Annotated in this window: 25 protein-coding genes and 1 pseudogene; 15 read left to right on the forward strand and 11 right to left on the reverse strand. The window is 46.5% G+C overall.

Annotated features, from left to right (window positions below; translation table 11 throughout):
* Window positions 1–214 precede the first annotated feature (214 nt).
* Complete coding sequence (gene glgB, locus K331_RS0114150; RefSeq protein ID WP_028590819.1) at window positions 215–2215, forward strand: 1,4-alpha-glucan branching protein GlgB; 2001 nt, start codon at window positions 215–217, stop codon at window positions 2213–2215.
* A gap of 34 nt (window positions 2216–2249) precedes the next feature.
* Window positions 2250–3695, forward strand: a complete 1446-nt coding sequence (gene glgA, locus K331_RS0114155; protein ID WP_028590820.1) for a glycogen synthase GlgA — start codon at window positions 2250–2252, stop codon at window positions 3693–3695.
* A 259-nt stretch (window positions 3696–3954) separates the two neighbouring features.
* On the opposite strand, the gene K331_RS0114160 is transcribed toward glgA, so the two are convergent.
* Window positions 3955–5136 (reverse strand): M20 family metallopeptidase, encoded by a 1182-nt coding sequence (locus tag K331_RS0114160; protein WP_028590821.1) that lies wholly within the window; start codon window positions 5134–5136, stop codon window positions 3955–3957.
* Between the two features lie 132 nt (window positions 5137–5268).
* Here K331_RS0114160 and K331_RS0114165 point away from each other — a divergent pair, with 132 nt between their 5' ends.
* Window positions 5269–6723, forward strand: coding sequence for an ABC transporter substrate-binding protein/permease (locus K331_RS0114165; RefSeq protein ID WP_028590822.1), 1455 nt, complete (start codon window positions 5269–5271; stop codon window positions 6721–6723).
* Window positions 6710–7432, forward strand: coding sequence for an amino acid ABC transporter ATP-binding protein (locus K331_RS0114170; RefSeq protein ID WP_028590823.1), 723 nt, complete (start codon window positions 6710–6712; stop codon window positions 7430–7432). Before K331_RS0114165 ends, K331_RS0114170 begins: the two co-directional genes overlap by 14 nt.
* Window positions 7433–7618: 186 nt before the next feature.
* On the opposite strand, the gene K331_RS29575 is transcribed toward K331_RS0114170, so the two are convergent.
* Complete coding sequence (locus K331_RS29575) at window positions 7619–7972, reverse strand: transposase (RefSeq protein WP_051289836.1); 354 nt, start codon at window positions 7970–7972, stop codon at window positions 7619–7621.
* A gap of 806 nt (window positions 7973–8778) precedes the next feature.
* Here K331_RS29575 and K331_RS0114180 point away from each other — a divergent pair.
* Window positions 8779–9045 carry a hypothetical protein gene (locus K331_RS0114180; protein ID WP_028590824.1) on the forward strand — a complete coding sequence of 89 codons (267 nt, stop codon included), beginning with the start codon at window positions 8779–8781 and terminating at the stop codon, window positions 9043–9045.
* A 287-nt stretch (window positions 9046–9332) separates the two neighbouring features.
* Window positions 9333–9980 (forward strand): 3D domain-containing protein, encoded by a 648-nt coding sequence (locus tag K331_RS0114185; protein WP_028590825.1) that lies wholly within the window; start codon window positions 9333–9335, stop codon window positions 9978–9980.
* Between the two features lie 160 nt (window positions 9981–10140).
* Here K331_RS0114185 and K331_RS0114190 read toward each other — a convergent pair whose 3' ends face one another.
* Window positions 10141–10980 (reverse strand): polysaccharide deacetylase family protein, encoded by an 840-nt coding sequence (locus K331_RS0114190; protein WP_028590826.1) that lies wholly within the window; start codon window positions 10978–10980, stop codon window positions 10141–10143.
* 224 nt (window positions 10981–11204) lie between these two features.
* On the opposite strand from K331_RS0114190, the gene K331_RS0114195 reads away from it, so the two are divergent.
* On the forward strand, window positions 11205–11873 hold the full coding sequence (locus K331_RS0114195; RefSeq protein WP_028590827.1) for a PspA/IM30 family protein: 669 nt from the start codon (window positions 11205–11207) through the stop codon (window positions 11871–11873).
* A gap of 168 nt (window positions 11874–12041) precedes the next feature.
* Window positions 12042–12446, forward strand: a complete 405-nt coding sequence (locus K331_RS0114200) for a DUF350 domain-containing protein (RefSeq protein WP_025677134.1) — start codon at window positions 12042–12044, stop codon at window positions 12444–12446.
* A gap of 111 nt (window positions 12447–12557) precedes the next feature.
* On the opposite strand, the gene K331_RS31470 is transcribed toward K331_RS0114200, so the two are convergent.
* Genes K331_RS31470 through K331_RS0114235 form a run of 7 tightly spaced genes read right to left on the reverse strand, consistent with a single transcriptional unit; the run spans window position 12558 to window position 18762 of the window.
* Entirely contained in the window at window positions 12558–12863 is a 306-nt protein-coding gene (locus tag K331_RS31470; protein WP_084165476.1) for a restriction endonuclease, read from the reverse strand.
* A 39-nt stretch (window positions 12864–12902) separates the two neighbouring features.
* Entirely contained in the window at window positions 12903–13283 is a 381-nt protein-coding gene (gene mnhG / locus K331_RS0114210) for a monovalent cation/H(+) antiporter subunit G (protein ID WP_018884334.1), read from the reverse strand.
* The gene (locus K331_RS0114215) at window positions 13273–13557 is read right to left on the reverse strand and encodes a Na(+)/H(+) antiporter subunit F1 (RefSeq protein WP_018884335.1); all 285 of its coding nucleotides are present in this window, start codon (window positions 13555–13557) and stop codon (window positions 13273–13275) included. The genes mnhG and K331_RS0114215 overlap by 11 nt, the downstream gene beginning before the upstream one ends.
* On the reverse strand, window positions 13557–14033 hold the full coding sequence (locus K331_RS0114220; protein WP_028590829.1) for a Na+/H+ antiporter subunit E: 477 nt from the start codon (window positions 14031–14033) through the stop codon (window positions 13557–13559). The genes K331_RS0114215 and K331_RS0114220 overlap by 1 nt, the downstream gene beginning before the upstream one ends.
* A gap of 5 nt (window positions 14034–14038) precedes the next feature.
* Window positions 14039–15517 (reverse strand): Na+/H+ antiporter subunit D, encoded by a 1479-nt coding sequence (locus tag K331_RS0114225; RefSeq protein ID WP_028590830.1) that lies wholly within the window; start codon window positions 15515–15517, stop codon window positions 14039–14041.
* Window positions 15510–15848, reverse strand: a complete 339-nt coding sequence (locus K331_RS0114230) for a Na(+)/H(+) antiporter subunit C (protein WP_028590831.1) — start codon at window positions 15846–15848, stop codon at window positions 15510–15512. Before K331_RS0114230 ends, K331_RS0114225 begins: the two co-directional genes overlap by 8 nt.
* 1 nt (window position 15849) lies before the next feature.
* On the reverse strand, window positions 15850–18762 hold the full coding sequence (locus K331_RS0114235; protein WP_226383599.1) for a Na+/H+ antiporter subunit A: 2913 nt from the start codon (window positions 18760–18762) through the stop codon (window positions 15850–15852).
* Window positions 18763–19070: 308 nt separating this feature from the next.
* On the opposite strand from K331_RS0114235, the gene K331_RS0114240 reads away from it, so the two are divergent.
* Both K331_RS0114240 and mobB read left to right on the forward strand, forming a co-directional pair.
* The gene (locus K331_RS0114240; protein WP_028590833.1) at window positions 19071–20363 is read left to right on the forward strand and encodes a molybdopterin molybdotransferase MoeA; all 1293 of its coding nucleotides are present in this window, start codon (window positions 19071–19073) and stop codon (window positions 20361–20363) included.
* On the forward strand, window positions 20360–20926 hold the full coding sequence (gene mobB / locus K331_RS29580; RefSeq protein ID WP_051289837.1) for a molybdopterin-guanine dinucleotide biosynthesis protein B: 567 nt from the start codon (window positions 20360–20362) through the stop codon (window positions 20924–20926). Before K331_RS0114240 ends, mobB begins: the two co-directional genes overlap by 4 nt.
* Before the next feature lie 23 nt (window positions 20927–20949).
* Here mobB and xerS read toward each other — a convergent pair whose 3' ends face one another.
* Entirely contained in the window at window positions 20950–22032 is a 1083-nt protein-coding gene (gene xerS, locus K331_RS0114250; protein ID WP_028590834.1) for a tyrosine recombinase XerS, read from the reverse strand.
* Between the two features lie 63 nt (window positions 22033–22095).
* Here xerS and K331_RS0114255 point away from each other — a divergent pair, with 63 nt between their 5' ends.
* The 5 genes and pseudogenes from K331_RS0114255 to K331_RS0114275 form a co-directional block, all read left to right on the forward strand.
* Complete coding sequence (locus K331_RS0114255; protein ID WP_028590835.1) at window positions 22096–22581, forward strand: GNAT family N-acetyltransferase; 486 nt, start codon at window positions 22096–22098, stop codon at window positions 22579–22581.
* A gap of 183 nt (window positions 22582–22764) precedes the next feature.
* The gene (locus K331_RS29585) at window positions 22765–24159 is read left to right on the forward strand and encodes a helix-turn-helix domain-containing protein (protein WP_036634895.1); all 1395 of its coding nucleotides are present in this window, start codon (window positions 22765–22767) and stop codon (window positions 24157–24159) included.
* Window positions 24160–24401: 242 nt separating this feature from the next.
* Entirely contained in the window at window positions 24402–24557 is a 156-nt protein-coding gene (locus tag K331_RS31475) for an aspartyl-phosphate phosphatase Spo0E family protein (protein ID WP_084165477.1), read from the forward strand.
* Between the two features lie 262 nt (window positions 24558–24819).
* Window positions 24820–25965 carry a pentapeptide repeat-containing protein gene (locus K331_RS29590; protein WP_051289838.1) on the forward strand — a complete coding sequence of 382 codons (1146 nt, stop codon included), beginning with the start codon at window positions 24820–24822 and terminating at the stop codon, window positions 25963–25965.
* Window positions 25962–26276: pseudogene (locus K331_RS0114275) on the forward strand (hypothetical protein); the annotation flags it as partial. The gene K331_RS29590 and the pseudogene K331_RS0114275, both read left to right, overlap by 4 nt.

A 26276-nucleotide genomic window follows, 5' to 3' on the forward strand; every position in this document is an offset into this window, starting at 1 on the left:
ATTAGGATTCATGAAACTTTATAATGTTTTACATTCAATGGAAAAAATGAACTTACCATAGTTACATTTCCGATCAATATTTATTAATCTAGGCAAAATCTTCACCTTTTCCGCATAATTAAATTTGAAGCTTACTCGTTCATTTTCTGTTCAAACTGGTAACAATGGGGTAATGAACCTGATGGAAATATAAATATGTAAAGCAGGTGATGGATTGGAAGAGCAAGGTCGGCACAACAAATCCACGGATGAGTACAGTGCAGGTTCAATCTCACAGCAGGACATTTACTTATTTCATGAAGGCACGCATTATGGGAGTCATCGAATCATGGGGGCTCAGATGACCGTAGAAAATGGTACGCCTGGCGTGCGTTTTACTGTATGGGCACCGAACGCACAGCATGTGGGTCTGGCAGCCGATTTCAACCAGTGGAACGGTCAACAGGATTCGTTATATAAGATACCCCAATCTGGCATATGGACTCGGTTTTTTCCTGGGATTCAGGAAGGAACATTTTACAAATACGATATTACCGCAGCTGATGGTGAACGTATGTTGAAGGCAGATCCCTATGCGCTACGTGCGGAGCTGCGACCAGCTACAGCTTCTGTGGTGGCCTCTCTGGAGGGATATAAGTGGAGGGATGGTTCCTGGAGGCGGAGACGCAGGGAATTATATGCCAAGCCAGTTCATATCTACGAGCTCCATATGGGAACCTGGCGGCAGAAGCCGGATGGTACTTTTTATACATATAGGGAAATGGCAGATCAGCTGGTGGAGTATGTAATAGAGATGGGGTATACGCACATTGAGCTTATGCCGTTAAGTGAGCATCCTTATGACCTGTCTTGGGGCTATCAGCTAACAGGTTATTTTGCAGTAACCTCGCGCTATGGCTCCCCGCAGGACTTCATGTATTTCGTGGATACGTGTCATGTTGCTGGCATCGGGGTCATCATGGATTGGGTACCTGCTCATTTTGCGAAGGATGCTCATGGGCTAAGACGCTTTGATGGGAGTCCGCTGTTCGAATATGCCGATCCGCTATTGGCCGAGAAGCCTGGGTGGGGGACGCTGTCCTTCGATTACAGTAAAGGGGAGGTACGTTCCTTCCTGATCTCGAATGCGTTGTTCTGGATGGATGTGTATCATATTGACGGATTGCGTGTAGATGCGGTGACCAGTATGATTCGTCTTGATTTTGAGAAAGCAGAGGGACAATATCGGCGAAATGCACATGGAGGTATTGAGAATGAGGAAGCGATCCAGTTTCTTCAGCAGTTGAATGAGACTGTGTTCCGGTACTACCCATATGCACTCATGATGGCTGAGGAGTCAAGCGCCTGGCCGAAGGTTACCGCCCCGACCGATGAGGGAGGACTGGGCTTCAACTATAAATGGAATATGGGCTGGATGAATGACACTCTTGATTATGTAGAGACAGAGTTCAGTCAACGCCAGGAAGCTCACCATTTACTCACATTTCCGATCTGCTACGCTTATGTCGAGAACTTTACCCTTCCACTGTCGCATGACGAGGTGGTGCATGGGAAGAAGTCACTGCTGGACAAGATGCCAGGGAGCTATGAACAGAAATTTGCGGGGCTTCGTCTATTGTTGGGCTACCAGATGACCTCTCCAGGTAAAAAGCTGCTGTTCATGGGTGGAGAGTTCGGTCAGTTCATTGAGTGGAAGGATGAGGACGCGCTTGACTGGTTCCTGCTGGATTACGACAGCCATCGCCAGATGCACCATTTCAGCAGGGAGCTCAACCAGCTGTATCTGCGTGAGCCAGCCCTTTGGCAACTAGATCATTCCTGGGAGGGGCATCAATGGATCGATGCGGATAATCAGGAGCAAAGTGTCATCAGCTTCATACGTAAGGGGAAAAAGAAGAAGGATGACCTATATGTTGTAATCAATTTTGGGCCTGTCGACTACCCTGCCTTCCGCATTGGAATGGAGCGCTCAGGCATCTATCAGGAGCTGCTGAACAGTGATGATAAGCAGTATGGTGGAAGCGGGGAATTGAATACAGGTGGACTACGAACGGAAGCTATTCCGTGGCATCAGCAACTGCATAGTCTGGAGCTTCATCTTGCACCGCTTAGTATGGTGATTCTGAAGAGAGAAGCTGCCATACCCAAGACGAGTGTAAGGTCGGATATAACGAAAAGTGCAAAGAACATTTTAATGAAAAACCAAGGGAACTAATGAAAATATAGAGACGAACAAAGGAGGAATCCGTATGAATATTGTATTTGCTGCTGCTGAAGTACATCCTTTTATGAAGACAGGCGGTCTGGCTGATGTGATCGGAGCTCTTCCCAAAGCTCTTCAGGCATCTGGTGCCAAGGTGAGTGTCATTATGCCCAAGTATAAAGGGATTGCCGAAGAGTATGTTCGTAAAATGAAGCCACTGGGCAACATGCAGGTACAGGTAGGCTGGCGTGATCAGTACTGCGGAGTGTACCTACTGACGCATGAGGGCGTGCAGGTGTATTTTATAGATAATGAATACTACTTTGGCCGGGATGGAATCTACGGCTATATGGACGATGGTGAGCGGTTTGCATACTTTAACAGAGCTGTCCTTGAGGTGCTCCCGCTGCTTGAATCCAAGCCTGATGTGCTGCATTGCCACGATTGGCACGCAGCAATGATCCCGTTATTATTGAAGGATCAATATCGTCAGCTTCCTTTCTATAAGGATATCCGAACTGTATTCACGATACATAACCTGCTGTATCAAGGTGATTTTCCATATGAGGTGCTCACCGAGCTGCTAAATGTCAGTGGGGAGTATTTTACGCCAGAGGGTGTGGAATATCACGGAAGATTGAATTTCATGAAAGCAGGGCTGGTATTCTCGGACCACGTTACGACAGTAAGTCCGACTTATGCACAGGAGATCCAGACCGAATATTATGGATATGGACTTGAGGGACTGCTTCGTAAGCTTGGTTATGAGGGACGACTGAGCGGGATTGTGAATGGTATTGATGTGAAGAGCTACAATCCGGCCACGGATGGGCATATTTACAGCAAATACCGTACCAGCCTCGCCAAGAAGCTGGAGAACAAAATCGGTCTGCAGCAGGAGCTAGGGCTCCCGGTACGTCCAGATGTACCTTTGCTGGCGATGGTTACGCGCCTGGTAGATATGAAGGGGCTTAGCCTGGTCACCCGTGTACTGGATGAGATGATGTATTACGATGATTTTCAGTTCGTCGTATTGGGCACAGGAGATCCGGCTTATGAAAGGTGGTTCCGTAGTGCAGCAGAGCGCTATCCGCTGAAGATGGCTGCTCAAATACAATTCAGTGAGTCCCTCTCACGTAAAATATACGCCGCCAGTGACATGTATTTAATGCCATCCCGGTTCGAGCCATGTGGAATCAGTCAATTGCTTGCATTGCGTTACGGAAGCATTCCGATTGTTCGAGAGACCGGTGGCTTGAACGATACTGTGCAGGCATATAATGAATTTACAGGGGAAGGCAACGGATTCAGCTTCGCTCATTACAATGCCCACGATATGATGAATACGATTCGCAGGGCGGTTGATTTATATAAGCAGCCTGAGCATTGGCAACGCTTGACACAAGCTGCATTCAAGGGGGATTACAGCTGGAATGTATCGGCTGCAGCCTATCTGGATATTTATAATCGACTGATGGAAGAAGACAGATAGGATCTTGACCAGATTAAATATGAGTGTAGTACCGCTGATATAGAATGGATAAAATAAAACACCTTCAAGGCTAGAGATCGCAGCCATGTCATAAATGGAAGACATGATGGCAATCCCGTATTGAAGGTGTTTTTGTGTTTGCTATGGATAAGGCTAGCCAGCCTAAGACACATTTGCCATAACAGTCTAGTTCAACAATTGGACTCGACAGTCAGGTTCTGGTGAATTGTTCGAATATTACGTGCGTACTTGCTTGACACTAGGCTTGTACTGACGTGTTACGTGTGAATTCTTCCTTGATTCGTGCTAGCAGCTCAGGCTTGGTAATGACATCGCTAGCCGTCCAAGCTAATGTCTTGGCTGCTAGCAGCATACGGTCCAGAGCAAGCTCTTGCATCGCATGATCACGGAATTCTGGAGTATGCAGCATATGGCGCTCAAGCGTAACCTGTACATAAGGATGAATGGATGGACAGTGTAAGGATACATTGCCCAGGTCCATGGAACCATGATCACCACCGTTAACAATCAGGTCAGCATCAACACCGGCTTCTATCAAATTGGAACTAAACGCAGTGGATAGCTCCTCATTGGTCAGCATTTCGTCATACGAGAGCTCATAGTTAGATACTTCGAGGCGGCTGCCGGTCTGCAGAGCTGCACCTTCGGCGATCTGAATTACCCGCTGTGTCAGCTTGTTCAGCTGCTTCCGTGTGGCTGCCCGTACATAAAATTGCGCGGAAGCATAGTCGGGTACGATATTAGCCGCCTGGCCGCCGTGGTTAATAATTCCGTGAATACGTACATCGTTCGTCACATGTTGTCTGAATGCATTCACGCCATTGAACGTCTGAATGACCGCATCAAGCGCATTGATGCCTTCGTGAGGACTTGCAGCCGCATGGGCGGCCTTTCCATAAAATTCAAACTGGACGGCATCAATCGCCAAGGATCGGCCTGAGGTTTCGAATTGATAGAGCGGGTGAACCATCATAGCGACATCACAATCATCAAATAGCCCTGCCTCCGACATCGGTACCTTTGCTCCGCAGGTCTCCTCTGCTGGGGTGCCATAGACTCGAATCTCCCCACCAATTTCATCAATGACGGATTTTAGACCTACAGCCGCACCGACACTCATCATGCAGATCAAATGGTGCCCACACGCATGCCCAAGATCAGGCAGCGCGTCATATTCGGCGAGAAACGCAATGGTCGGTCCTGACTTGGCAGCTCTGTAGGTAGCTATAAATGCTGTAGAGATCCCAAGTATCGGGGCTTCTACCGTAAAACCGTGATAGTTCAGCTCCTCCTTGAGTTTGGCGGAGGCTAAAAATTCTTCATTTCCCAGCTCCGGGTGTGCACCAATATATAATGAAATTTCCTTGAAACGGGAACCATATTCCTTAATGGTATGCTCAATTTGCTGCTTCGTGTTCATTTTCTTACATCCTTTCACAACATTGAAATATTTCATGGTCAGAATGATAAACAATCGTTTGCATAATCATGCATTCTCATCTATAATGACACAGTTATGTTAATTATACAGGAATAAGGAGAGAAGGAAAGTTTGAAAAGAATATATTGTCGTTATGCGGCCATCGTACTCGCTGCTGTCATGATGATCCTGGCAGTGGTACCAGCTTATGCAGCGGATTCCACCAAGCAGAAGCTGGTTCTCGGAACTAGTGCTGATTTTGCACCTTATGAGTTCCACAAAACGATAGATGGCAAGGACCAGATTGTCGGCTTTGATATTGAAATCGCGAAAGAGATTGCTAAGGATCTTGATCGTGAGCTTGTAATTGAAGATATTGGATTTGATGCGCTACTGCCAGCTCTGCAAAGCGGACGGGTAGATATGGTCATCTCGGGGATGACTCCTACAGACGAACGTAAGCGCAGCATTGATTTCTCGGACAACTACTATCAATCCCGTCAGGTCATTGTCGTCAAGGCGGAGAATAAATCCAAATTCCCGACGATGGATAGCTTGCGTGGAGCCAAGATTGGTGTCCAGAAAGGCTCCATTCAAGAGGAGATTGGTATGGGGATTCCAGACGCACAGCTGACCTCTCTGGACAAAATCTCAGACATCATTCTCCAATTGCGTACGAATCGGGTGGAAGCTGCCATTATGGAAGATACGGTAGCTGCCGGTTATCTGGATAGTGAGGTCGTCCTTGCGCCAGCAGTACCGGATGTGCCAGAGGTACAGGCAGCCATTGGTATCCAAAAGGGCAATACCGAGCTGCTGAACTCCATTAATGGAACATTAGACAGACTCAAGGCCAATAATGATATTGAGCGTATGGTTGAAGAGGCAAGTGCCCTTGCTGCGGATCGTCCGCAGGCAAAGTCTCCAAACATTATTGAAGTGTTCTGGGAATATCGTAATTATTATATTACAGGTGTAGGATATACGTTGCTGCTTTCAGCGCTTGGTGTGCTGTTCGGCTTCATTATCGGTCTGTTCATCTGTTTTATTCGGATGTCAGGCATTCGAGTGCTGCAATGGATTGGAACGACGTATGTCGAGATTTTGAGAGGCACACCGATGCTGGTGCAGCTCATGATCGTGCATTACGGATTCTCCTTGACCTTTGGGATCAACTTCAGTCCATTGCAATCAGGTATCATTACGCTATCCATCAATAGCTCCGCCTATCTGGCAGAATTGTTCCGCGCAGGAATTCAAGGCGTAGACCGTGGACAGATGGAAGCGGCACGTTCCCTCGGGATGAAGAGAGGCAAAGCGATGAGATTTATTATTTTGCCGCAGGCCCTTAAGGCAGTGTTGCCTGCGATTGGTAATGAATTCATCACAATCATCAAGGAATCCTCAATTATCTCGTTCATTGGCATGATGGATCTGATGTACCAGGCCTCTGTTGTTAAGAACATTACTTTCCAGGGGATGAGTCCATTCATCATCGCCGCGGCCTTGTACTTTGTCATGACATTCGGACTCTCCAAGCTGCTTGGATTGTGGGAAAGGAAGTTGAGAGCTAGTGATAACCGTTAATCAATTACGCAAGTCCTTCGGTCAGAATGAAATTCTGAAGGGACTCGATGTGCATATCAAGAAGGGCGAGGTCGTTGTTGTCATTGGACCAAGTGGTTCGGGCAAAAGTACTTTTCTGCGTTGTCTGAATCTGCTGGAGGAGCCATCGGCAGGTGAAATTCTGTTCGAGGGCGAGCCGATTACAGCCAAAGGCCATGATATTAATAAGACCCGTGAGAAAATGGGTATGGTGTTCCAGCATTTTAATCTGTTCCCGCACATGAATGTACTGCAAAATCTGACGATCGCGCCTGTTCAGGTGCTTGGAAAATCTCAAGCTGAGGCTGAGAAGATCGCGGACGACCTTTTGGCTACAGTAGGGCTGTCCGATAAGCGTGTTGCCTACCCGAACCAGCTGTCAGGTGGTCAGAAGCAACGTATCGCCATTGCGCGTGCGCTGGCTATGCAGCCACATATGATGCTGTTCGATGAGCCGACCTCGGCGCTTGACCCCGAGATGGTCGGAGAGGTACTGGACGTTATGAAGAAGCTGGCTGAGCGCGGAATGACGATGGTCATCGTCACACACGAAATGGGCTTCGCACGTGAGGTGGGAGACCGGATTCTGTTCATGGATAACGGGCAGATTGTTGAGGAAGGAAGTCCTGGCAAGGTATTCGGAAATCCTGAGAATGAGCGCACACGCGACTTCCTCGCGAAGGTACTCTAGTTACATTTCGAATAGTACTGTAGCGACATCTCGAACCATAACAGCTACATTTTAAACACTATATGTATGGTAAAAGAACAGCCCTAGTAGGTCCATTCAAGGACCTACCAGAGCTGTTTTCGAATTAGGTAACTATATAAGCCTATATAAGCCACAACTAAATTTATAACTTGACGAGAAGGCGATCTATTGTTTCCAGCGGTTGCTTGTTGATTCTTTACTCACGTGAAGTCGAATCTTGTAAAATTTCTCGAAAAAGAAGTTATTCACAACATCAGCTTTGAGCCACAGCCATGGCCCCTCAGCAGGGTTGAGATTTGGACAGTAAGGAGGCAGAAAGACCAATTTCAAACGGGGATGTTCCTCCAAGAAGGGCTGTAATTCCGTAGTGTGATGAATCCAACTGTTGTCTAAAATCAAGGCGATTTTCCCATCTGGATAAGCAGCGAGAAGATCCTTCAGAAAGCGAACGGCGGTATCCGTCTTTTCTTCTTCACGGTGATTGACCTGACCGGTCTCATAGTCTATTGTAGCAAACAAATTAGCCCATCGAGTCTGCCTTGTCTACCGATGTAAGCCTGCTGTTCGTCGATCTAAGAAAAAAAGCAGATGACAGCACCAAGCTGACATTTCGTTTCTCTTGGGTTCCCCGCGTTCCATTCAATAAAACAACCTAATGTACTGCAGTCAAGATGTTGTTTTACCTTTAATATTATAAAAGCAAGCCCAAAATGGCCGTGTGCTTCGAACAAACTTGATTGGTAAAATCATATGAAAAAGAAACACACCAGTGCAAAACAATAACAACTGGTGTGCTTTAAAATCGTGTTTTCGTTTAAATAGTTATTGATAATTAACTACATTGGAATTTAAAGGGGTCATAACAGTAACACCAGATTGTAGTGTCAGTATACTACCTGTCATTCTCGCCCTATAGTTACCAGCGCCCCAATCTCTAATCAAGAAAGTCTCCTGATCACCTTGGAAGTATGTCAAACTACCTCATTTATTAATTGCCTTTCTTCCTATAATTTCCCAAGAACCAAAAGAAGACTTTTGAAAGTACATAGTGAAGTTAACGCTAGAAATCTGATACTTTGGTTCAAGATTAATATTCCAGTTGCAATACATACGTCCAGCCACATCTGTGCAAGTCAATAATAACCTTCCAGCATGTCCTAGAGCTGATGGAGTAACTAATTTTGAATCATATACATCACTTATTACTGTGTTATCAGCATTATTTATCGGTACGAATTTAATTTCTTCTGTTTCAAAGGTGATATTCTGAGAGGTACTTTCGGCATCAGTATTTATGTATATTGGAATTTTAAGGAGAATTGCTTATGAAATATAAAATTACCGAAACTCATATTTATGTATTAGATTCTCACAATGCGATTCACGATGTACTGTGTTTTCCAAGATCGAATAGAACATACGAAGACTTAAGTGAGTTAGTTGAGGATTGCCTGACCTTCGAGCTTACTAACCCTGAACATTTTGAATCATTTGATCATATGAAGGTGACCTCTCCATCAAAAGGAGGAAATTTTTATACCCAGGACTTTCTGAATCCCATTTTGAAATTGGTAAACGAAAATAGATTGTAATATATCGACACGAAAAGGACTCCATTGACTTAATAGTTGTATTAGTCCTTAAGAAGCTTCTTTGAATGGAAAACAGATATTAACTATGCGTCAAATCCAAGTTAACGGCATATACCAACATTTTCATGCAGTAAAGGTTACAAACTTGTGATAATATGCTTACAAATCTTAACCTTTTCGATTGTAGGTTGCGGTAATTAATATTTCTAATCTAGAAAGCCATAATTCTGAATCGTAAAAGGTGAGAAATTTTGTAATGCTGTCATACATAGGAGGATAACTTACATATGAAATCGTTCGGTAAGATGATGAAATCAACCTTGTTGGTATTGGGTGTAGGTCTGACTGTAGCTGCGGGAACCGCAGATGCGGCAAGTGTACATGTGGCCAAAGATGGAGATACATACTTCAAGCTGGCGCGTCAGTATGGGGTGAACATGGAGGCGCTTATGGCGGCTAATCCGCAAATTCCAGCCAACAATATCTATGACGGACTGAACATTAAGCTGCCTGAGGATACGGCAATGCAGGCCAAGTCGATTTCTGCTACTCCAATAAAGGAAGCTGCGAAGATCTCAGCCAAGCAAGTGGAGGCGTGGGGAAAAACGTTTAACTACTCCAAGGTACTGAATGTGACGGCTACAGCCTACTCAGCAGCAGCTGACGAGAATGGCGGGTGGGGGCCTGTGGATTACTTCGGCAATCCGCTGAAGATCGGCACGATTGCTGTGGATCCTAAGGTGATTCCGATGGGCACCAAGGTACTCGTTACAGGACACTCTCATCCTGGACTACCTGCTAATGCCTTTGTGGCGGAGGCACTTGATATGGGCGGGGCCATTAAGGGCAACAAGATCGACATCTTCATACCTGGCTCGAAGGCTTCGGTCAGCCAGTTTGGTTTTCAGGATGTAAAGCTGTATTTTATTGAATAGGAGCTTTGTTGAAGATTAGCTTTTGACAAGCTGTAGTTCTCTGTCAACCATGAACATAATCGGTAATCATTGAATCGTATTAGTGAATAGATTGAAGGATGTCCCGTCAAGCCATGGGTTGGCCTAGGGACATCCTTTTATTTGTTTGGAAATAGCTTGCTCACTGCTTCTTGCTGAGCGGCAAGGAGGCAGGCACGTGTAGCAGCTCGGGAAGAGTAACGAAGGAGTAGCCCTTACCTTCCAGCTCGCTAATCATGCTCGGAAGCACGCGAATGGTTCCGTGCAGATCAGTTGTAGTTCCACCACCTGCATGCATGAGAATAATAGAGCCTGGCCCGGTATGAGGCACCACGTTATTTCTGATTTGGCGCGGACTGAGGCCCTTCCAGTCCATGGAATCGACATTCCAGTTCACAATCTTATACCGCGAGCTGCGTGCCCAGCGTAATTGGGGCTCTGTAATCTCACCATAAGGCGGCCGGATCAGCTTGGGACGAAGGCCTGTAATCCCTTGAATAATTCGTTCCGATCTGAGGATTTGCTGGCTGAACTGACTCGAATTAAGCTTGGCAAAATTCGGATGATTGAAGGAATGGTTGCCGACGACATGTCCTTCCTTTACAATTCTTCGGACCAGATCAGGATGCTTGCGTGCACGACTTCCAACAATGAAGAACGTTGCCTTGATCTTATGCTTCTTAAGAACATCCAGTACATAAGGCGTGTAACGTGGATCAGGAACGTCATCGAAGGTTAATGCAATTTGACGAGTCTGCGAATGAGGACCACTCATCTTGAAGGTATCAGCATATTTTTTTCGCAAGTCCCCAAGTGTGCGAGGCTTGGTACTGGTGGTCTGTACATTTTGAACAGACTGGTCACTCTCTGCGGGCTGGGGAGAAAGCCATGCAGCAGCAGCGGATTGGACATGGCTGTAAGCAGACGGATAACTGCTGGAGAGCAGCAGTGCCGCTAATGTAATATTGGTCCATAGTGGCATGGGATTAGCCCCCTTTTTCGTTTCTCTCGCGCATCAGTGTGTTAGTATTTCCAAATGCCGTCAAATTATGTAGTAGCATCATTTGAAAATGCCAGATAATTTGCTATGACATGATGGGTTAAGTTAAAATATAAGTAATTGGAAAAAAGCTGAAACGATTGGAGTATCCCTGACGTATATAGAAGTATTGATAAAATCATCGGTAGATCAAAGGAGGAACTGCAATGTCTATCTTCAAGCGACTAAGAGATCTTACACTATCGAATATTCATGCGGTTATTGATAAAGCTGAGGACCCAATCAAAATGACAGAGCAATACATCCGTGATATGCGTGAGGACCTTGAGGACGCCGAAAAGGCGGTTGCCGCCCAGATTGCCATCGAGAAGAAATTCAAGCAGCTGTACGAGGAGCAGACAGCTCTTGCTCAGAAGCGTGAGGAGCAGGCTCATACCGCCGCCAAGGCACAGAACGTGGACCTAGCGCGCCGAGCGCTGGAAGAGAAGAAGACAGCAGAGGATAAGGCAGCAGAATACAAAGCCAGCTATGAGCAGAACAAGGCGTCAGCTGATCAATTGAGAGCCAAGCTGACAGAGATGCGCAAGCAACTAGAGGAAATGAAGAGCAAGCGCGAGACACTTGTAGCCAGATATCAGGCTGCCAAAGCGCAGACAGAAATCAACAAATCCATGAGCACATTCAGCACGGATTCAGCTGCTTCTGGAATGAAGCGTATGGAGGAGAAGATGCTCCAAATGGAAGCGCGTGCTGAGGCAAGCAACGAGCTAGCAGACAAGGGCAAGTCGCTGGATGATGAGATGGAAGCCTTGACCAAGAATAGCGAGGTTGAGGATGAGCTGGCTGCATTAATGAAGCAGTATGAAAATAAATAATTGCTGCTAAAGCGTGAGACGAATGGCGAAGGTGAGAACAATCCACTCTCCTTCGCTTTTCAGTCTGCTGTTTTTGCAAAGTACCCTTAGTTAAGCATGACTCTATACTACGTTGAACGGTACTGACAGCATGTGCGCTTGAGTAACAGATGAAGGATGGTAGGACATATGGATCTTCACTCCATTATTGCGATGTTCACTTGGACAGTCGCAGGAGCAATTTTGTTGTTTTTATTCATGTATCTAGACTCCTTATTTACGAAATATAAGGATTTTGAAGAGGTCAAAGCCGGCAACGTAGCAGCAACGACTCGATTGGTCATGAAGTTGGGAGCACAGGCCTACATCCTGTCCGCCTCCATGGCTACTGCCAACAAATTGAGTGAGGCATTGGTGTATTCCTTGCTCGCTTTTCTCATGCTCTTCGTACTGGAGGGGTCTGTGCGAGTCGTTCTTCGAAAATGGGCTAAATTTGATCTTGATGAAGGCACTCAACGTGGTCACATCGCGCATGGCTTGTTCAACGGCTCCTTGTATATCGTTGGTGCCCTGATCATTGCGGCCTGTTTCTGACGGTATAATGCACAAAAAACACTAGAGCTGTCACTCGGAAGCAGCCTTCGTGCAGCAAATCCAAGGATTTGTCACAACGAGAGAGCGGCGTATGGAGGACAGCTCTTTTTGTCATTTTCGGGATTGTCGTACATTTGCGGATTTCCGTGATCTGGGAATGGTGCTGGCTGGTTGCTTGCGGATCCATTTGAGAAAGGAAGCCATCTGCAGATTGGATTGCAAAGCTTCTATGGTGGTGAGCTGGAGCTCGATCAGTTGACGATTCGTGAACAGATGATGAATATGCTGATGGCATGCAACACACAGATCCGCAGTGGGCAGGAAGGAGCCACCTTCTTCCCGCGGTGTTAAATGGTGTACGGTAGTCACAACCGGGGTGCGTCTGCAAAGCTCACATTGGTCTGGTGCCTTCGTCATTTTCAATTTATCCTCCTCTGCACAGGAACACATACAACTTTAGTCGTGAGCTCGACCATCCTCCTTGCGCTGGCCCTTGAGCACAGGCTCAAGCACATCCTGCACACTGCGCTCCCATAACGGAACATCGGTCCTATACGCAGCGCGTACATTCAGATGACCAGCCAATGGGGCCGTGATGAACACGAATACGATACCCAATAATAGTCTGGCGCTTGCATAATGATCATAAATCCAGAAGTAGAGAAAGGCTGCAGTAAGAATACATAGAACGCCAAGTGTGGTACTTTTGGTTGCGGCATGAGCACGCAGATATACGTCAGGCAGCCGAATCAGTCCGAAGGTGCTTAATATGCTCACAATGGCCCCAATCAATACCAGTCCTCCAACGATTAGCCCACCTGCGGTCTCAACGATCATTCTCACGCTCAAGCACCACCCCTCGTTCAATATAACGGGCAAAAGCTACCGTGCTCAGAAAGGCGAGTATGCCAATCAGCAAAATAATATCAAGATACGCCTGCGTATGCTGTGCCATGGACAAGACCGTAACCACGGCGATGAGATTGATGCCAATGGTATCTAATGCGGTAATTCTATCCGCCATGGACGGCCCACGTAGCACTCGATACAAGCAACCACAGATCGAGACCGATAATAGAAACACTGCGATCAGAAATATAGCCTGCAGCATCAGCGAGTCACCTCCATTATGCTTTTTTCAAAAGTATTGCGAATTTCCTCAGCCATGCTGTGTTCATCCGTAATGTTCATGGCATGAATATAGAGCGTGCGGTTATTATGCGAGACTTCAAGCAGCAATGAACCTGGTGTAAGAGATATCATGAGATACAATAGACTCAGCTCCCAATCCGTGTTTAGCTGGCTTTTGTAGATAAAGACGCCTGGGCGAATATCCAGCTGTGGCTTGATAACCTGCCGGATGACGGTATAGCTGGCATGCACGAGCTGGACGAGCAGTACTCTGAGCAGCTTGAGGATCGCCCAAATCCTCATGAGATATAATCTTTGCGGAAAGAATCTGCGCAGCACTGCAATCAGAATCAGACCAAGCAGGTAGCCGATCAGGAACTGCAGGACGGTCCATTCCGCACTGAGGAACATCCAGGTGAGCGCGATGATCAGATTAAGCAAAATTTGAAAGGCCATCAGATCTACTCCTTTAACACGGCATTAATGTACAACTCTGGCTTCAGCAACAGAGTGCCCGATTCAGAGACGAACGGATAGATGAGCTCGGCAGCAGGTCCAATACATATGATCAGCACAAATAGCAGCATGGAAGAAAGGAGAAGTGGGCGTACGGGATACAACGTGATTTCTTTTTGCGTGACTGGAGTACCCCAGAAGGCTTTTATAAAAATTTTGATAATGGAGTACATCATCAGCAGACTTGCCACAATGGCAATGATCGTTAGACCGTACAAGCCCGCCTCCAGACCGCCTTCGAATAGCATCAGCTTGCCTGGAAAGCCGCTTAAAGGTGGAACACCTGCCAGAGCCAGTGCTGTAATGAACAGCATCCAGCCCAGCAATGGGTAGGATTTGATGAGTCCGCCCATTTTGTTAAGATTGGATGTCCCTGCCGCCGCAATCAAGGCTCCGCCAAGCAGGAACAACAATGTCTTGATTAGCATGTCGTGAAATAGGTACAGCAGCAGACCCTCCAAGGCGATTTTGCTGGAAGAGGCCATCCCGTAAGCGACGAAGCCAACACCTGCCACTACGTTATAAACCATAATCTTATTCACATCCATGTACGACACTGCACCGATAACCCCAAGAATCATCGTCGCGCCAGCCATCGTGCCGATCACTGTCTGCGTGAGGTCTGGATCATGATAGAAGATTAGCGTGAAAATCCGGATTATGGCATACAGTCCGACCTTTGTAAGCAGGCCTGCGAACAAGGCGGTCACGACAGAAGGGGGCGCTGCATAAGAGCCTGCCAACCAGAAGAACAGGAACAGCCCGGCCTTGATGCTAAATACAATGAGTAACAGCACGGAGATGACACTCAGAATGCCATCCTGACCGATCTCGGTCACACGAACTGACAGATGGGCGAGGTTCAGGGTTCCAGTAATGGAATAGAGAAAACCAATTGCTGCAACGAACATCGCGGACGATACAATATTGATAAGTACATACTTTAGCGTCTCCCGCAGCTGGTGTGAGGTCCCTCCAAGGACAATAAGTGCGTATGAAGACATCAGCATCAGCTCGAAGCAGACGAACATATTGAAGAGATCCCCCGTCAGAAACGAGCCATTGACACCTGCCATCAAAAAATGAAAAAACGCATAAAAATGGTGCTCTTCACGTTGTCGGTTAATGCTGCGAAATGCATAGAACATACAAGATACAGAGATTAGCGCTGCTGTGAAGACTAATAAAGCAGCCAGGCGATCAGCGACGAGCACGATACCGTAGGGAGCATTCCAGCCCCCCAGATTCAAGGTCTGAATACCAAGCCCACCTGTCTCAATGAGAAGGAGCACAGCCGCAGCCGCGTTAATGAGTACAGACGTTCCACTCACCATCCGCTGCCAGTGAATACTTCGAGAGAGCAGCACGAGTATAATGCCTGTTAACAGTGGGACAAGGATCGGAAGAATCACTGCATTATTCATGGCCAAGCTTCCTTACTTCTTCCATATCGTCAGTTTTCAATTTAAGGTAGGAGCGATAGCTGAGCACGAAATAAAATGCGAGCAAGCCAAAATTGATGACGATGGACGTCAGTATTAAGGCTTGGGGAAGAGCATCGACGTAGCTGTCCGCGCGCTCTCCCAATAAAGGAGGAGAGCCGTTCTTCAGGCCAGCTAGTGTGATGAGAAGCAAATGTACGGCATGGGTCAGTACGGATGTCCCCAGAATGATCCGCAGCAGACTGCGAGATAAAATCAGATATACAGCAATGGTAAATAAAATACCGACACTTAGACACATGATGATTTCCATATCAACGATCCTCCCCGATTTGTGTAATAATGGTCATCGTTACACCAATTACAGTCATATACACCCCTATATCAAAGAGCAGTGCTGTAGCAAGCTCCGTCGTTCCGAGCAGCGGTAGATCAAAGTAACCGAAGGTATGGCTAAGAAAAGGGGCCTGGAACAGAAACGAGCCCATGCCTGTCAGCACGGCAATCAACAACCCGACAGCTGTCAGTTGACGATAGTCAAGGCGAATCACACGATGCATCGTCTCTGTCCTAAAGGCAAAGCCTAGCAGAATCAATGCGGCCGCTGTAACCAGGCCGCCAATGAATCCACCGCCTGGCTCATGATGACCTGCGAAGAACAGATGCAACGCGAAGGTCAGCACGATGAAGATTACAATCTTCATGAGCGTCTGCAGAAAGATATCATTGCTTCGCAGTGGCACCGTACTCCATAACAAGGAGTGCTGCTCCAGATCCCTTTGCTTCTCAAAGGCCTGAACGCTTGTTGGGTTGTGGAATTTGGTGCGTGCACCGAGGTCCTTGCCATCCAAACTCAGATGGATCATGCCATAGATGGCCAGAGAGGCGACACCGAGCACGGCAATTTCTAGCAATGTATCAAAGCCGCGGAAGTCTACGAGGAGCACATTAACGATGTTCTTACCACCTGCCAGCTTGTAGCTGTTCTCTGTAAAATAACGAGAGATGGATTCTACATTTTCGCTTCTAGTCGCAGCCAGTGCAATCAACGTCATAATGGCTCCTACAGAGACGGCGATAATCAAATTCACAGTGCGATAAGATCTCGAAGATTTGCCTAAGCGCAGCTCCGGCAGGTGATAGAAGCACAGCAGCATCAAGGCAACGGAGATCGTCTCTACGATCATCTGAGTCAAGGCCAGATCGGGTGCCCGGAATAAGACGAAGAACAGTGTAACCAGATAACCGACGGCCCCTGTGAGAATAACAGCGGATAATCGTTCCCGCGCGAGTGGAATGCAGATCGCGGCAGCAATCAGGCCAGCGAGTATCAGCATTTCGTAGATACGGATTGGAGCTAGCTCAGTCCGGTCCCATGGAATGACGTTCGCTCGGTAGAACGTGTAACCTAGCAGCAGTACACTAAAGGCGAAAATGTACACCAAATAATTACGGACCGAGCCGTTCATATAGAGCTCAGTGAGCCTGCGTGCAGCGTTGCCAGACCGTCTGAAGAGCTGAGTGAACAAAGTATTAATGGACAGCTGATGTGGATAGAAGCCATATACTCTGAACCAGCGATGGCGTGTGTAATATAGCAATGCTCCGACGAGCACGACGCTGATGGTCATGAACAACTCCGGTGTCCAGCCATGCCACATCGAGAGGTGTACCTTAATATGCTCACCTTCCGTAAGAGAGGAAGGGAGTACAGAGATCATGGCAGGCTCGAGTATCGTGTAGGACAACACATTCGGGAAGAGACCGAACAGGATGACGAGGATGACCAGAATCGCAGGTGGAATCAGCATCCCGATTGGTGGTGACTTCACCTTACCTGAGGTCAAGTAAGAGTGCGGCTCTCCAAGAAAAGGTTTGCTTAGCAGGACTACGGAATAGATGAAGGTGAACACACTTCCGATCCAGGCCAGAACAGGAAACAAAGTTCCCCAGGTCTCAAGGCCGTAAAAATTAAAGCTCATCATGTCAACGGTTGCCTTAAGGAACTGCTCTTTGCTCAAAAAACCGCTAAACGGAGGTATACCGGCCATGGACAGTCCGCCAATTACCGTTATGGTAAACGTAGCTGGAAGGATCGTAACCAGCCCACCCAGCTTGCGCATATCTCTGGTGCCTGTAGCATGGTCCACAATTCCTGCTGACATGAACAGGGCACCCTTGAATAATGCATGATTGAACAAATGAAAGATGCCCGCAAGCGTTGCTGTCGTATAGAGCACAGGCTCATGTGTCCCTCTGTATAAAGCTGCTGATCCCAGCCCAAACAAAGTCATAATCAGACCTAGCTGTGAGATGGTAGAGTAAGCCAGCAAAGCCTTCATATCATTTTTGCGTACTGCTGAAAAAGCGCCATAACATAGTGTTATTAACCCAACAGACGAGATCGTCCAGAACCAGCCTGCGTTCCCAGCGAACACAGGAGTCAATCTGGCAACCAAGTAGATTCCTGCCTTGACCATCGTAGCAGAATGCAAATAAGCGCTTACGGGGGTAGGAGCCTCCATCGCATCAGGTAGCCATATGTGAAATGGGAACTGTGCAGACTTACTAAAGGCCCCGATCAATATCAGAATCATGGCTGGCATGAACATCCAATGCTCTGTGATTGGCCCCAATGCAGCTATGGTCTCTCGAATGCTGAAGGTTCCTGACATAATTCGAAGCAGAATAATTCCTCCGAGCATACAGAAGCCACCGAGAACGGTAATCATGAGAGATTTAAGGGCACCAGCTGCAGATTTAATCGACTCATGCTTGTAGCCGATTAGCAAGAAGGAGGAAATGCTCGTCAATTCCCAGAATCCATAGAGAACGATTGTATTGTCAGACAGGACAATTCCCAGCATGGCTCCCAGGAACATCATGAGGTATAGATAGAATGGACCCAGCTGGTTTTTGGTCCGATCCATGTAGAAGATGGAGTACCACACGACTAGCGCACCAATGCCTGTAATTAACAATGACATCAGCATGCTCAGACCATCAAGTATTAGTGTGAAGTAAATTTCCAGCGAAGGAATCCAAGGCAGGATGGACTGGGGAAATACCTCCTGCTGTACTGTGGGAATCTGGCTTATAAAATAAAGGAAGAGTAGTAACGAAGCCGGGAAAATGAACCAGCCTGTATGTACTTTGGGTACCCAGCGATACGCGAGTAAGCCTACAATACCGGCAAAGAAAGGAATAGCAACAATCAAGTGCAACATATAGATACAGAGCCCCCTTGTGGATAAAATAGTCATGCATGAGGCTTACAACAAATGCAGTGGACACAATTTACACTGTCTTAACTCTTACCCAAAGATTGCTGGTACAGAATCGGATTCTTGTTACAGATCTGTAACAAGGATGCGAACGGCAGATTATAGTGTCGACGCAGCGCAGAGTAACGAAAGGATTTCGCTTCGAAAAATCAGGTTGACACAGGATGTTACTTTATGCGCTCCTATTGTTCTGGCAGATATGTTATTCTGAATGAATGGAAAGGCGTACATAGAAGAATGGAGTGAGAAGTATGAATCAATGGTTACATTCAGACGATTACACCACAGAACGGTACCATCGCAAAGCTATCTCTGTTGAACAAGCGCAACAGCTAGTGATGCAACGTGTTATACCTGGGGCAAGCGAGCAGGTACATCTCACGGAGGCAGCAGGGCGCTTCCTGGCGGAGTCTATATATGCACCACACCCTTTCCCAAATTTCAGGCGCTCGGGCATGGACGGCTATGCCATCGTCAGCTCAGACACAGCCATATGCGGAGGCAGCGAGGGTCAAGATGTATGGCTGCAGGTCATTGATGAGGTGGCTTGTGGATTCGTATCCGAAAAAGTGGTGGAGTCCGGGACGGCGGTGCGTATCATGACAGGGGCGCAGGTACCGGATGGTGCTGATGCGGTCGTCATGTTAGAAGCTACTAGATTGAAGGAAGAAGCAGGACAGGTCTATGTCGGACTGAAGAAGCGGGTTCAACCGGGAGCGAATGTAACGGAGATCGGCTATGAGCTGAAGGAAGGCGAGCTGCTGCTCCAGAAGGGCACACAGCTGGGCCCAGGAGAAATATCGGTGCTCGCTACTTTTGGAGTCGGGATGGTTACGGTATATCGCAGACCACGGGTGGGTATTTTCTCGACAGGCTCTGAATTGCTGCAGTTGGACGAACCCCTTCGGCCAGGTCGGATTCGTAACAGCAACACTTATATGCTGGCTGTACAGATTCGTAATGCAGGAGGTATTCCTTGCCTACTTGAGGCGATCACAGATGATGTAGAGCTGGCCCGCGAACGGCTGCACGAGGCACTTGAGCAAGTGGATATGGTCGTGACGAGTGGCGGCGTGTCCGTCGGAGATTACGATATTATGGGTGAGCTTGTCCGGCAGGAGGGAGTGGAGCTTCTGTTCAATAAAATCACGATGCGCCCTGGTAGCGTAACTACCGCTGCCGTGATTGACAATAAGCTGTTATTCGCTCTTTCCGGTAATCCGGGAGCATGCTTCGTCGGGTGTGAGCTATTGGTGAGGCCATTTATACGTGGTATGCAAGGAGCAGAAGCACCTTATCTGGTAGAATGGACAGCATTTATGGGTGCAGACTATCGCCGGATGAATAACTACACACGCTTCGTAAGAGCGACGCTGAGCTTCAGAGAAGGGAAGGTTGTCGCAACTCCAGCCAGAATTGACGAGTCGAGTGTCATGATCTCGATCAAGGACAGCGATTGCCTGATCGTCATTCCTCCAGGTACGCCGGAGGTGCTGGAAGGGGAACGTATTCAGATACTCAAGCTGGAGAAGGCGTCCATATGACCGAACGAAGGGAGGATGTCGAGTTGGAGAGAGAGGGACCGGAGCGGACGGAGCCTTTCATCTTACAGGTCGCAGGGTATAAGAATACGGGCAAGACTACATGGCTGACAGGGCTCATACACCACCTTAACGAGCAGGGCATCCGTTCTGCGGTCATTAAGCACGATGCCCACAGCTTTGATATGGACCACCCAGGTACGGACACCTTCAAGCTTCGTGAGGCTGGAGCGGTGGGCGTGGCAATTACGTCAGCGAAGCGGACAGCAATTATAGAAGAATATGATACGTCGCTGGAGGAGTTGATTGCTGTCTTCTCGCACAGTGGACGCTATGACTGTATTTTTATTGAAGGGTTCAAGCAAGCGGATTACCCGAAGCTGGTCATGATTCGTCAGGAAACGGATCTGGAGCTGCTTGACTCGCTAATGCAGGTGATTGGTGCTGTATATGCTACCGACTGCCAGAAACTGGTCAGCAGCCGCGCTGCGGACATAATGCTGTATGATTACAGCAAGCCCAAGCTGGCGGCTGACTGGATCGTGGATAAGCTCAAAAGAAAATAGTTTGAAGATGCATAAAGCTGGCCTCAGGCATCGGCACGACGCTCAATAGCATCGGACATAGTCTTATCTGTAAGATGGGCATAGACCTCGGTCGTCTCGGTTGAGGCATGGCCAAGCTGCTCTTTGGTTTTGTAGATATCATTTTGCAAATAATAGTCGGTCGCGAATGAATGTCTTAGCTTGTGTACGGTCAGGGAAGGCTTACCATAGCGTTTGGCATACTTGATGATCATGGCCTGTATGGCACGCTTCGTCATTCGTTTGCCTTCCTGTGCACCATTGGGAATGGCCAGGAACAGAGCCTTCTCACGCTTGACAGGGCGATAGCGCTGATGACGAAGCTCCAGATATTCCGCTAGATCGTCTCTGGCTTGTCCGCGAAAATAGACGGGAGTCTTGAAGGTCTCGTCATTATTACCTTTTCGATAGACATAGAGCAGCTTGTTGTTCATGTCCAGGTCATCCACATTCAGATTGACAACCTCGGACACCCGCAGCCCGGAATTCAGAATGAGGCTGGCAATGCAAGCATCCCGTTCCTTATTCAGGTTATAGGCATACATAGCTTGCTTATTATCGGCAGCATCATGTCCATAGCCCTCATGGATGTAAGCAATGAATTCCAGCAGCTCATCCTCCTCCAGCAGCTTGCCTTTCAGCTTGGCTGCGGTGTCCTTGGGCTTATGAATTCGCTTGATCTCTACCTTGGCCATAATGTTCCGCTTCAGTAGTGGATAGAACTCTTCATCCTCGGCGATCTGGCTTAAGTAATGGAACATGGAGCGCAGGGAGGACAGCTTGCGTGATACGGTAATTCGCGAATTCGTTCCCTCTCTTTTCGTTGTCAGAAAAAGCCGATAGCTGGTAATACTATTCATATGTAGCTTCTCCAGCTCCTCCAGCGTTACACCACTATTGCGATCTGCAGAGGAGAGTCCTTCGGCGCGAAGCCAATTGAAGAAGATATCGTAATCTCGTACATACTCCAGCAGAGTAGAGGGAGACAGGTCCGGCAGCTTATAGTCGACAAACTGCTGTACATACCACGGCATGGACGGAAGCTTCTCGTCAAGCTTTTGCCGATCGATTTCCTTTTGGACATTCATCTCATACACCTCAGATATTCTAGGATTCTACTGTATTTTAGCACATTGCAGGAGGCGACGACATTGAACTTGAGGATTGAGCGTGTCCCGTATGAGCAGAAGCATATCATCAAGCATCTGATGCAGTTTTATTTGTATGATTTCACGGAGTTTCTTAATATCCCATTGGCTGAGGATGGGCGCTACCCGCCTTATCCGGATTTGGGTGAATATTGGACGAGTGGGGATGCCAAGCTTCCTTTTGTCTTCCGAAGAGACGATGTGCCTATTGGCTTTGCCCTGATCGATCAAATGGAGGACAGCAGTGAGTGTGATTTTTATATGGCGGAGTTCTTCGTGCTTCGTCCGTTCCGCAGAGATGGCATCGGGACCTATGCAGCACAGCAGCTGTTCCGGATGATGCCAGGCAGATGGAAGGTTACACAGGTGAAGAGTAACGTCCCGGCCCAGCTATTCTGGCGTAAAACGGTTGATTCCTATACGGAAGGGAACTACAAGGAACGAACACATCCGTGGAAGGGGAATACCAGTCAATATTTCACGTCATGAAATAAAATGATTAATTATATGAATTATTAATGATGTTATGTATTAATTTGCTTTCTCTGATTTATAAAAAGCTTCATGCATGGACTTCTAATTGTAAACGGATATTGACCGCTGTAAAATTTTAGAATATAGTTTGTTTTTAGTAGTATATTCTGGAATTTATGTGTGAGAGGTGGTTTTTGTGTGGAGCCTGGACATACAATCTTAGAAGAGTTGGAGGATTATTTAAAAAGTAATAGTTTGACAATAGCACAATTTTCCAAATGCTGTGGTATTCATCCCAGAACTCTTAATAATCTGATCAATAAATCACGTCCTATTGCTGTAAGCCAGCTTGATCTTATCACGAAAGGTATGAAACTTGCTGAAGGTTATTTCTATGAAACTTACATAGATAGTTACATTATAGGTGATGCGATGGATTGGCGAAGAGTAGAGCCTTTAATCTTTAGATGTGCAGAACTCAACAAATTAGATACAATCCAACGTATCGTAAATCAAGCAATGGAAAAATTGGTGTACTGTTCAAAACTGTTTAATACGGCAGAGAAATTATTAACTAAAAAGCTACATGCTACTGCAATTCTTCTTTATGAAGGTGTCGCTGAAGGGGAACGATTTCAACACTCAGAGCGTTTGGCTGTATGCCAATATCGCTTATTTGCTTTGAGATTGAATGAGAATCAGGAACAAAATTTGCAGGCTGCTCTGCAATTCGAGCCTTTTGTATCACGTTTGGATGAAATGGATCAACTAGATGCGTTGAAAGATCTTGGTAATACATATCGTTCATTGAGAAGATGGGACAGGCTAGAACTTACAGCATTGAGATTGGAAGCTGTTGCTAAAGCACAATATTCAATAAAACATTCCAAAGCTGAAATGATTGAGAGTAAGCGTATCAGCCGCCCACCATTTTTCTATATTTCTTATTCATTCTTACTTAGAGCATGTGCTCAGGCGGAACTAGGTGATTACCAATCGGCACTTAAGCTTACTGATCAATATTCAGAACTAGATTGGATAGAAGAAAAGGATTCAGAGACTTTGCATTGGAAGGAATTGTTTAAAACATGGGCACAAGCGAATATACTTGCTTATAAGTTATTAGATGGGGATTTTAGTATTATTCCGGAATATTTAGCATACATTGAAACAAATACAGATGAAATTTTACCAGCTCTGTTCAACATTATGGAATCAGCGAATCGTTATAGCTACAATGTAGATGATATTCTTGAACGTTTTGAATCACATATTAATAAATTTATAGAGAAGCCTGAAATAATTGGAGTTTACACCAATCAAATTATGTCAAATTATTTTGTTTTATTTCTAAATGATATGGCTTATTATAATTTGATTAAAGGGAATCTTGAAACAGGTTTCAATTATCTATTAATTTGCCTAAAGAAATCTTACGAGATTAACAATAAACCATGTATTATTAAGTGTGTAGGCCTATTTGAGAGTTTCAGGGGACAAGCAAATCAAGATGTAGAAGAAGACTATCAAAATACGATTAAAGAGGTGTATGAATATGAAAAAGATAATCGTACTAATATGTTTATGTACTAGTTTTACTTTAATTTACTCAGTTCCAATTCAAGCTGAAATATCCAAAACTGTTACTGTACAAGGTTTTACACATGGTGGAGGCTAAAAGGAATTATCGTTAAAAACTATAATAAATATACTTTTGCACCAAAAACACTTTTGAATTTTTAAAAAGTGTTTTTTTATTTTTGATCAGCGGTCAAAAAAAAGAAAAGATGATTTTTGACTTTTTATTCTAAATTATTACATAAGGAGGGAGAAGAATGACAACAACAAAAATAGGTGTTTTGCTTCGCATTGAACGAGCCAGAAGGAAACTGTATAAAATCCAGAAAGAGAATGTGTCGCTAACACATCCCAAAGTAATCCAGCAATCAAGGTTGTTGGATGTCCTAATAAACAAATATCAAGGAAGTTGATCGTTATTTGAAAAAATGTAACTAGTATAGCTACCTTTATCAAACTGAAAAACTGCAGAAATGCGTATGGGTATTTCACGAATGTGAAGGCACAACGGACTAATCTCAAACATTAGTCGAATAGTAAAAATTAACTAATATAATTTATAATTACATTGTATTTAAATTAGAACAATTCATATGTTTTGTTCGTTTGATTCCAATTTTTACAATATAGATGCATCTTCACATATCAATCTGGAAAAGGCAGTGAGAGGCAGCAATGAACAGATCACAAGCCATCGAGCATTTTGAACAGAATACAGTGATCCCACGAGTGCAAGATATGCTTCAACGGCTTGAATCTTACTATCAGCTACATAAGGCCCAGCTAGCCCAGTCATTCTGGGTTTCCATAGAACAGATCATCGCAGGATATGGAGCTTTGCAGGAACAAGGGCAGCAAGATGCGCTTGGTTATATTACATTCTCTCTGCTACGAACATCCATGCTCAGCGGTCAGAGTCTCTACTTGTTAGAAGCCTCGAACAGGCTTTGGTTCCTTGACGAACAGGCGTACTCTGCGTGCTATGACGCGGCCTGGGCTTATGGCTTCTTGAAGCCTCTGGAGACGGAGCTGTTGCAGTTGGCCAAAAAGTATGCTGGAGCGATAGACCCGACAGATGTGCAGCGATGGATCATGAATACCGCAGCTTTCGTCCATCAGTACGTGCTTGCATTAGCCCGCTATACCTTGCGACATCATGAAGATCAACTGATGTACAGATTGGACCGTGTCCGACTTGAGCGTGAATGTGAAATTCGCGTTGGTGAATATCGGGATCTAAGCGAGATTGTGTATAAGGTAGATCGCAGAGAGCGCTCTGCAGAAGAGCTAGGGAATGAGCTGTCAGGCAAACATGAATTTGTGTATTCCGGTGAGGTGTTCCGTGATGCCGAGCTGACGCAAGGAGATTATTCGGGGATTCATTTGTACTACAGTGATTTGCGTGGAAGCTCTTGCAGAGGAAGTCGTTTCACCGATGGCTATTTGGTAGGGTCCCGCTGGGATGAAGCGGACTTGTGCGGTGCGGATTTCAGCGGGGCATTTCTGGCAGAGGCGAGCTTTAAAGATGCAGACCTGCGGGGTGCGTCTTTTCGAGGTTGTATAGGAACGGCAGGCTTATTGGCGGAGAAGCATTGGGAACGACCTGGCTATGAGCCGGTGTGCTTCACAGGTGCTAATTTGGCGGGGGCAGATTTTACGGGCGCTTGGTTGCCCGGTGCAGATTTTCGGGGAGCCTTGCATGTGGATGAGGCTATGCTTCATGGGGCCTGGCTGGAAGGAGCACAATTCTCTTCAGATGTATCCGAGGGATTAGAGCGGACCAGCAAGACAGCAACGAACAGGAAGCTGGTGGAATCATGAAATATTGGATCGGCAAGCCGGAGCACAGCATTGTGCATCCGGCCATCCCTGTATGGGATGAAGAGGCGAATGGAGAGGACTTGAGTCTCGCGGATTGGACACAATGGCCAGAGTCCAGTGCAGCCCAGTTCCGCGTGCGAGGCCATGATCTTACGGTCTATCCTGATCTGATGTTTGGCGAGCTGCTGCTCGTGTCCGATTCTGTGCATGAACTGCTGCGCATCTATATGCCACGGCTGTTCAGCCGGATGGCGCTGCTGCGTGATCTGGATCGAATGGAGCAGCGGCTCTACTGGCTTGTCCAGCCTCCA

The organism is Paenibacillus massiliensis subsp. panacisoli DSM 21345, from assembly GCF_000426545.1.
Classification (GTDB): Bacteria; Bacillota; Bacilli; order Paenibacillales; family Paenibacillaceae; genus Paenibacillus; species Paenibacillus panacisoli.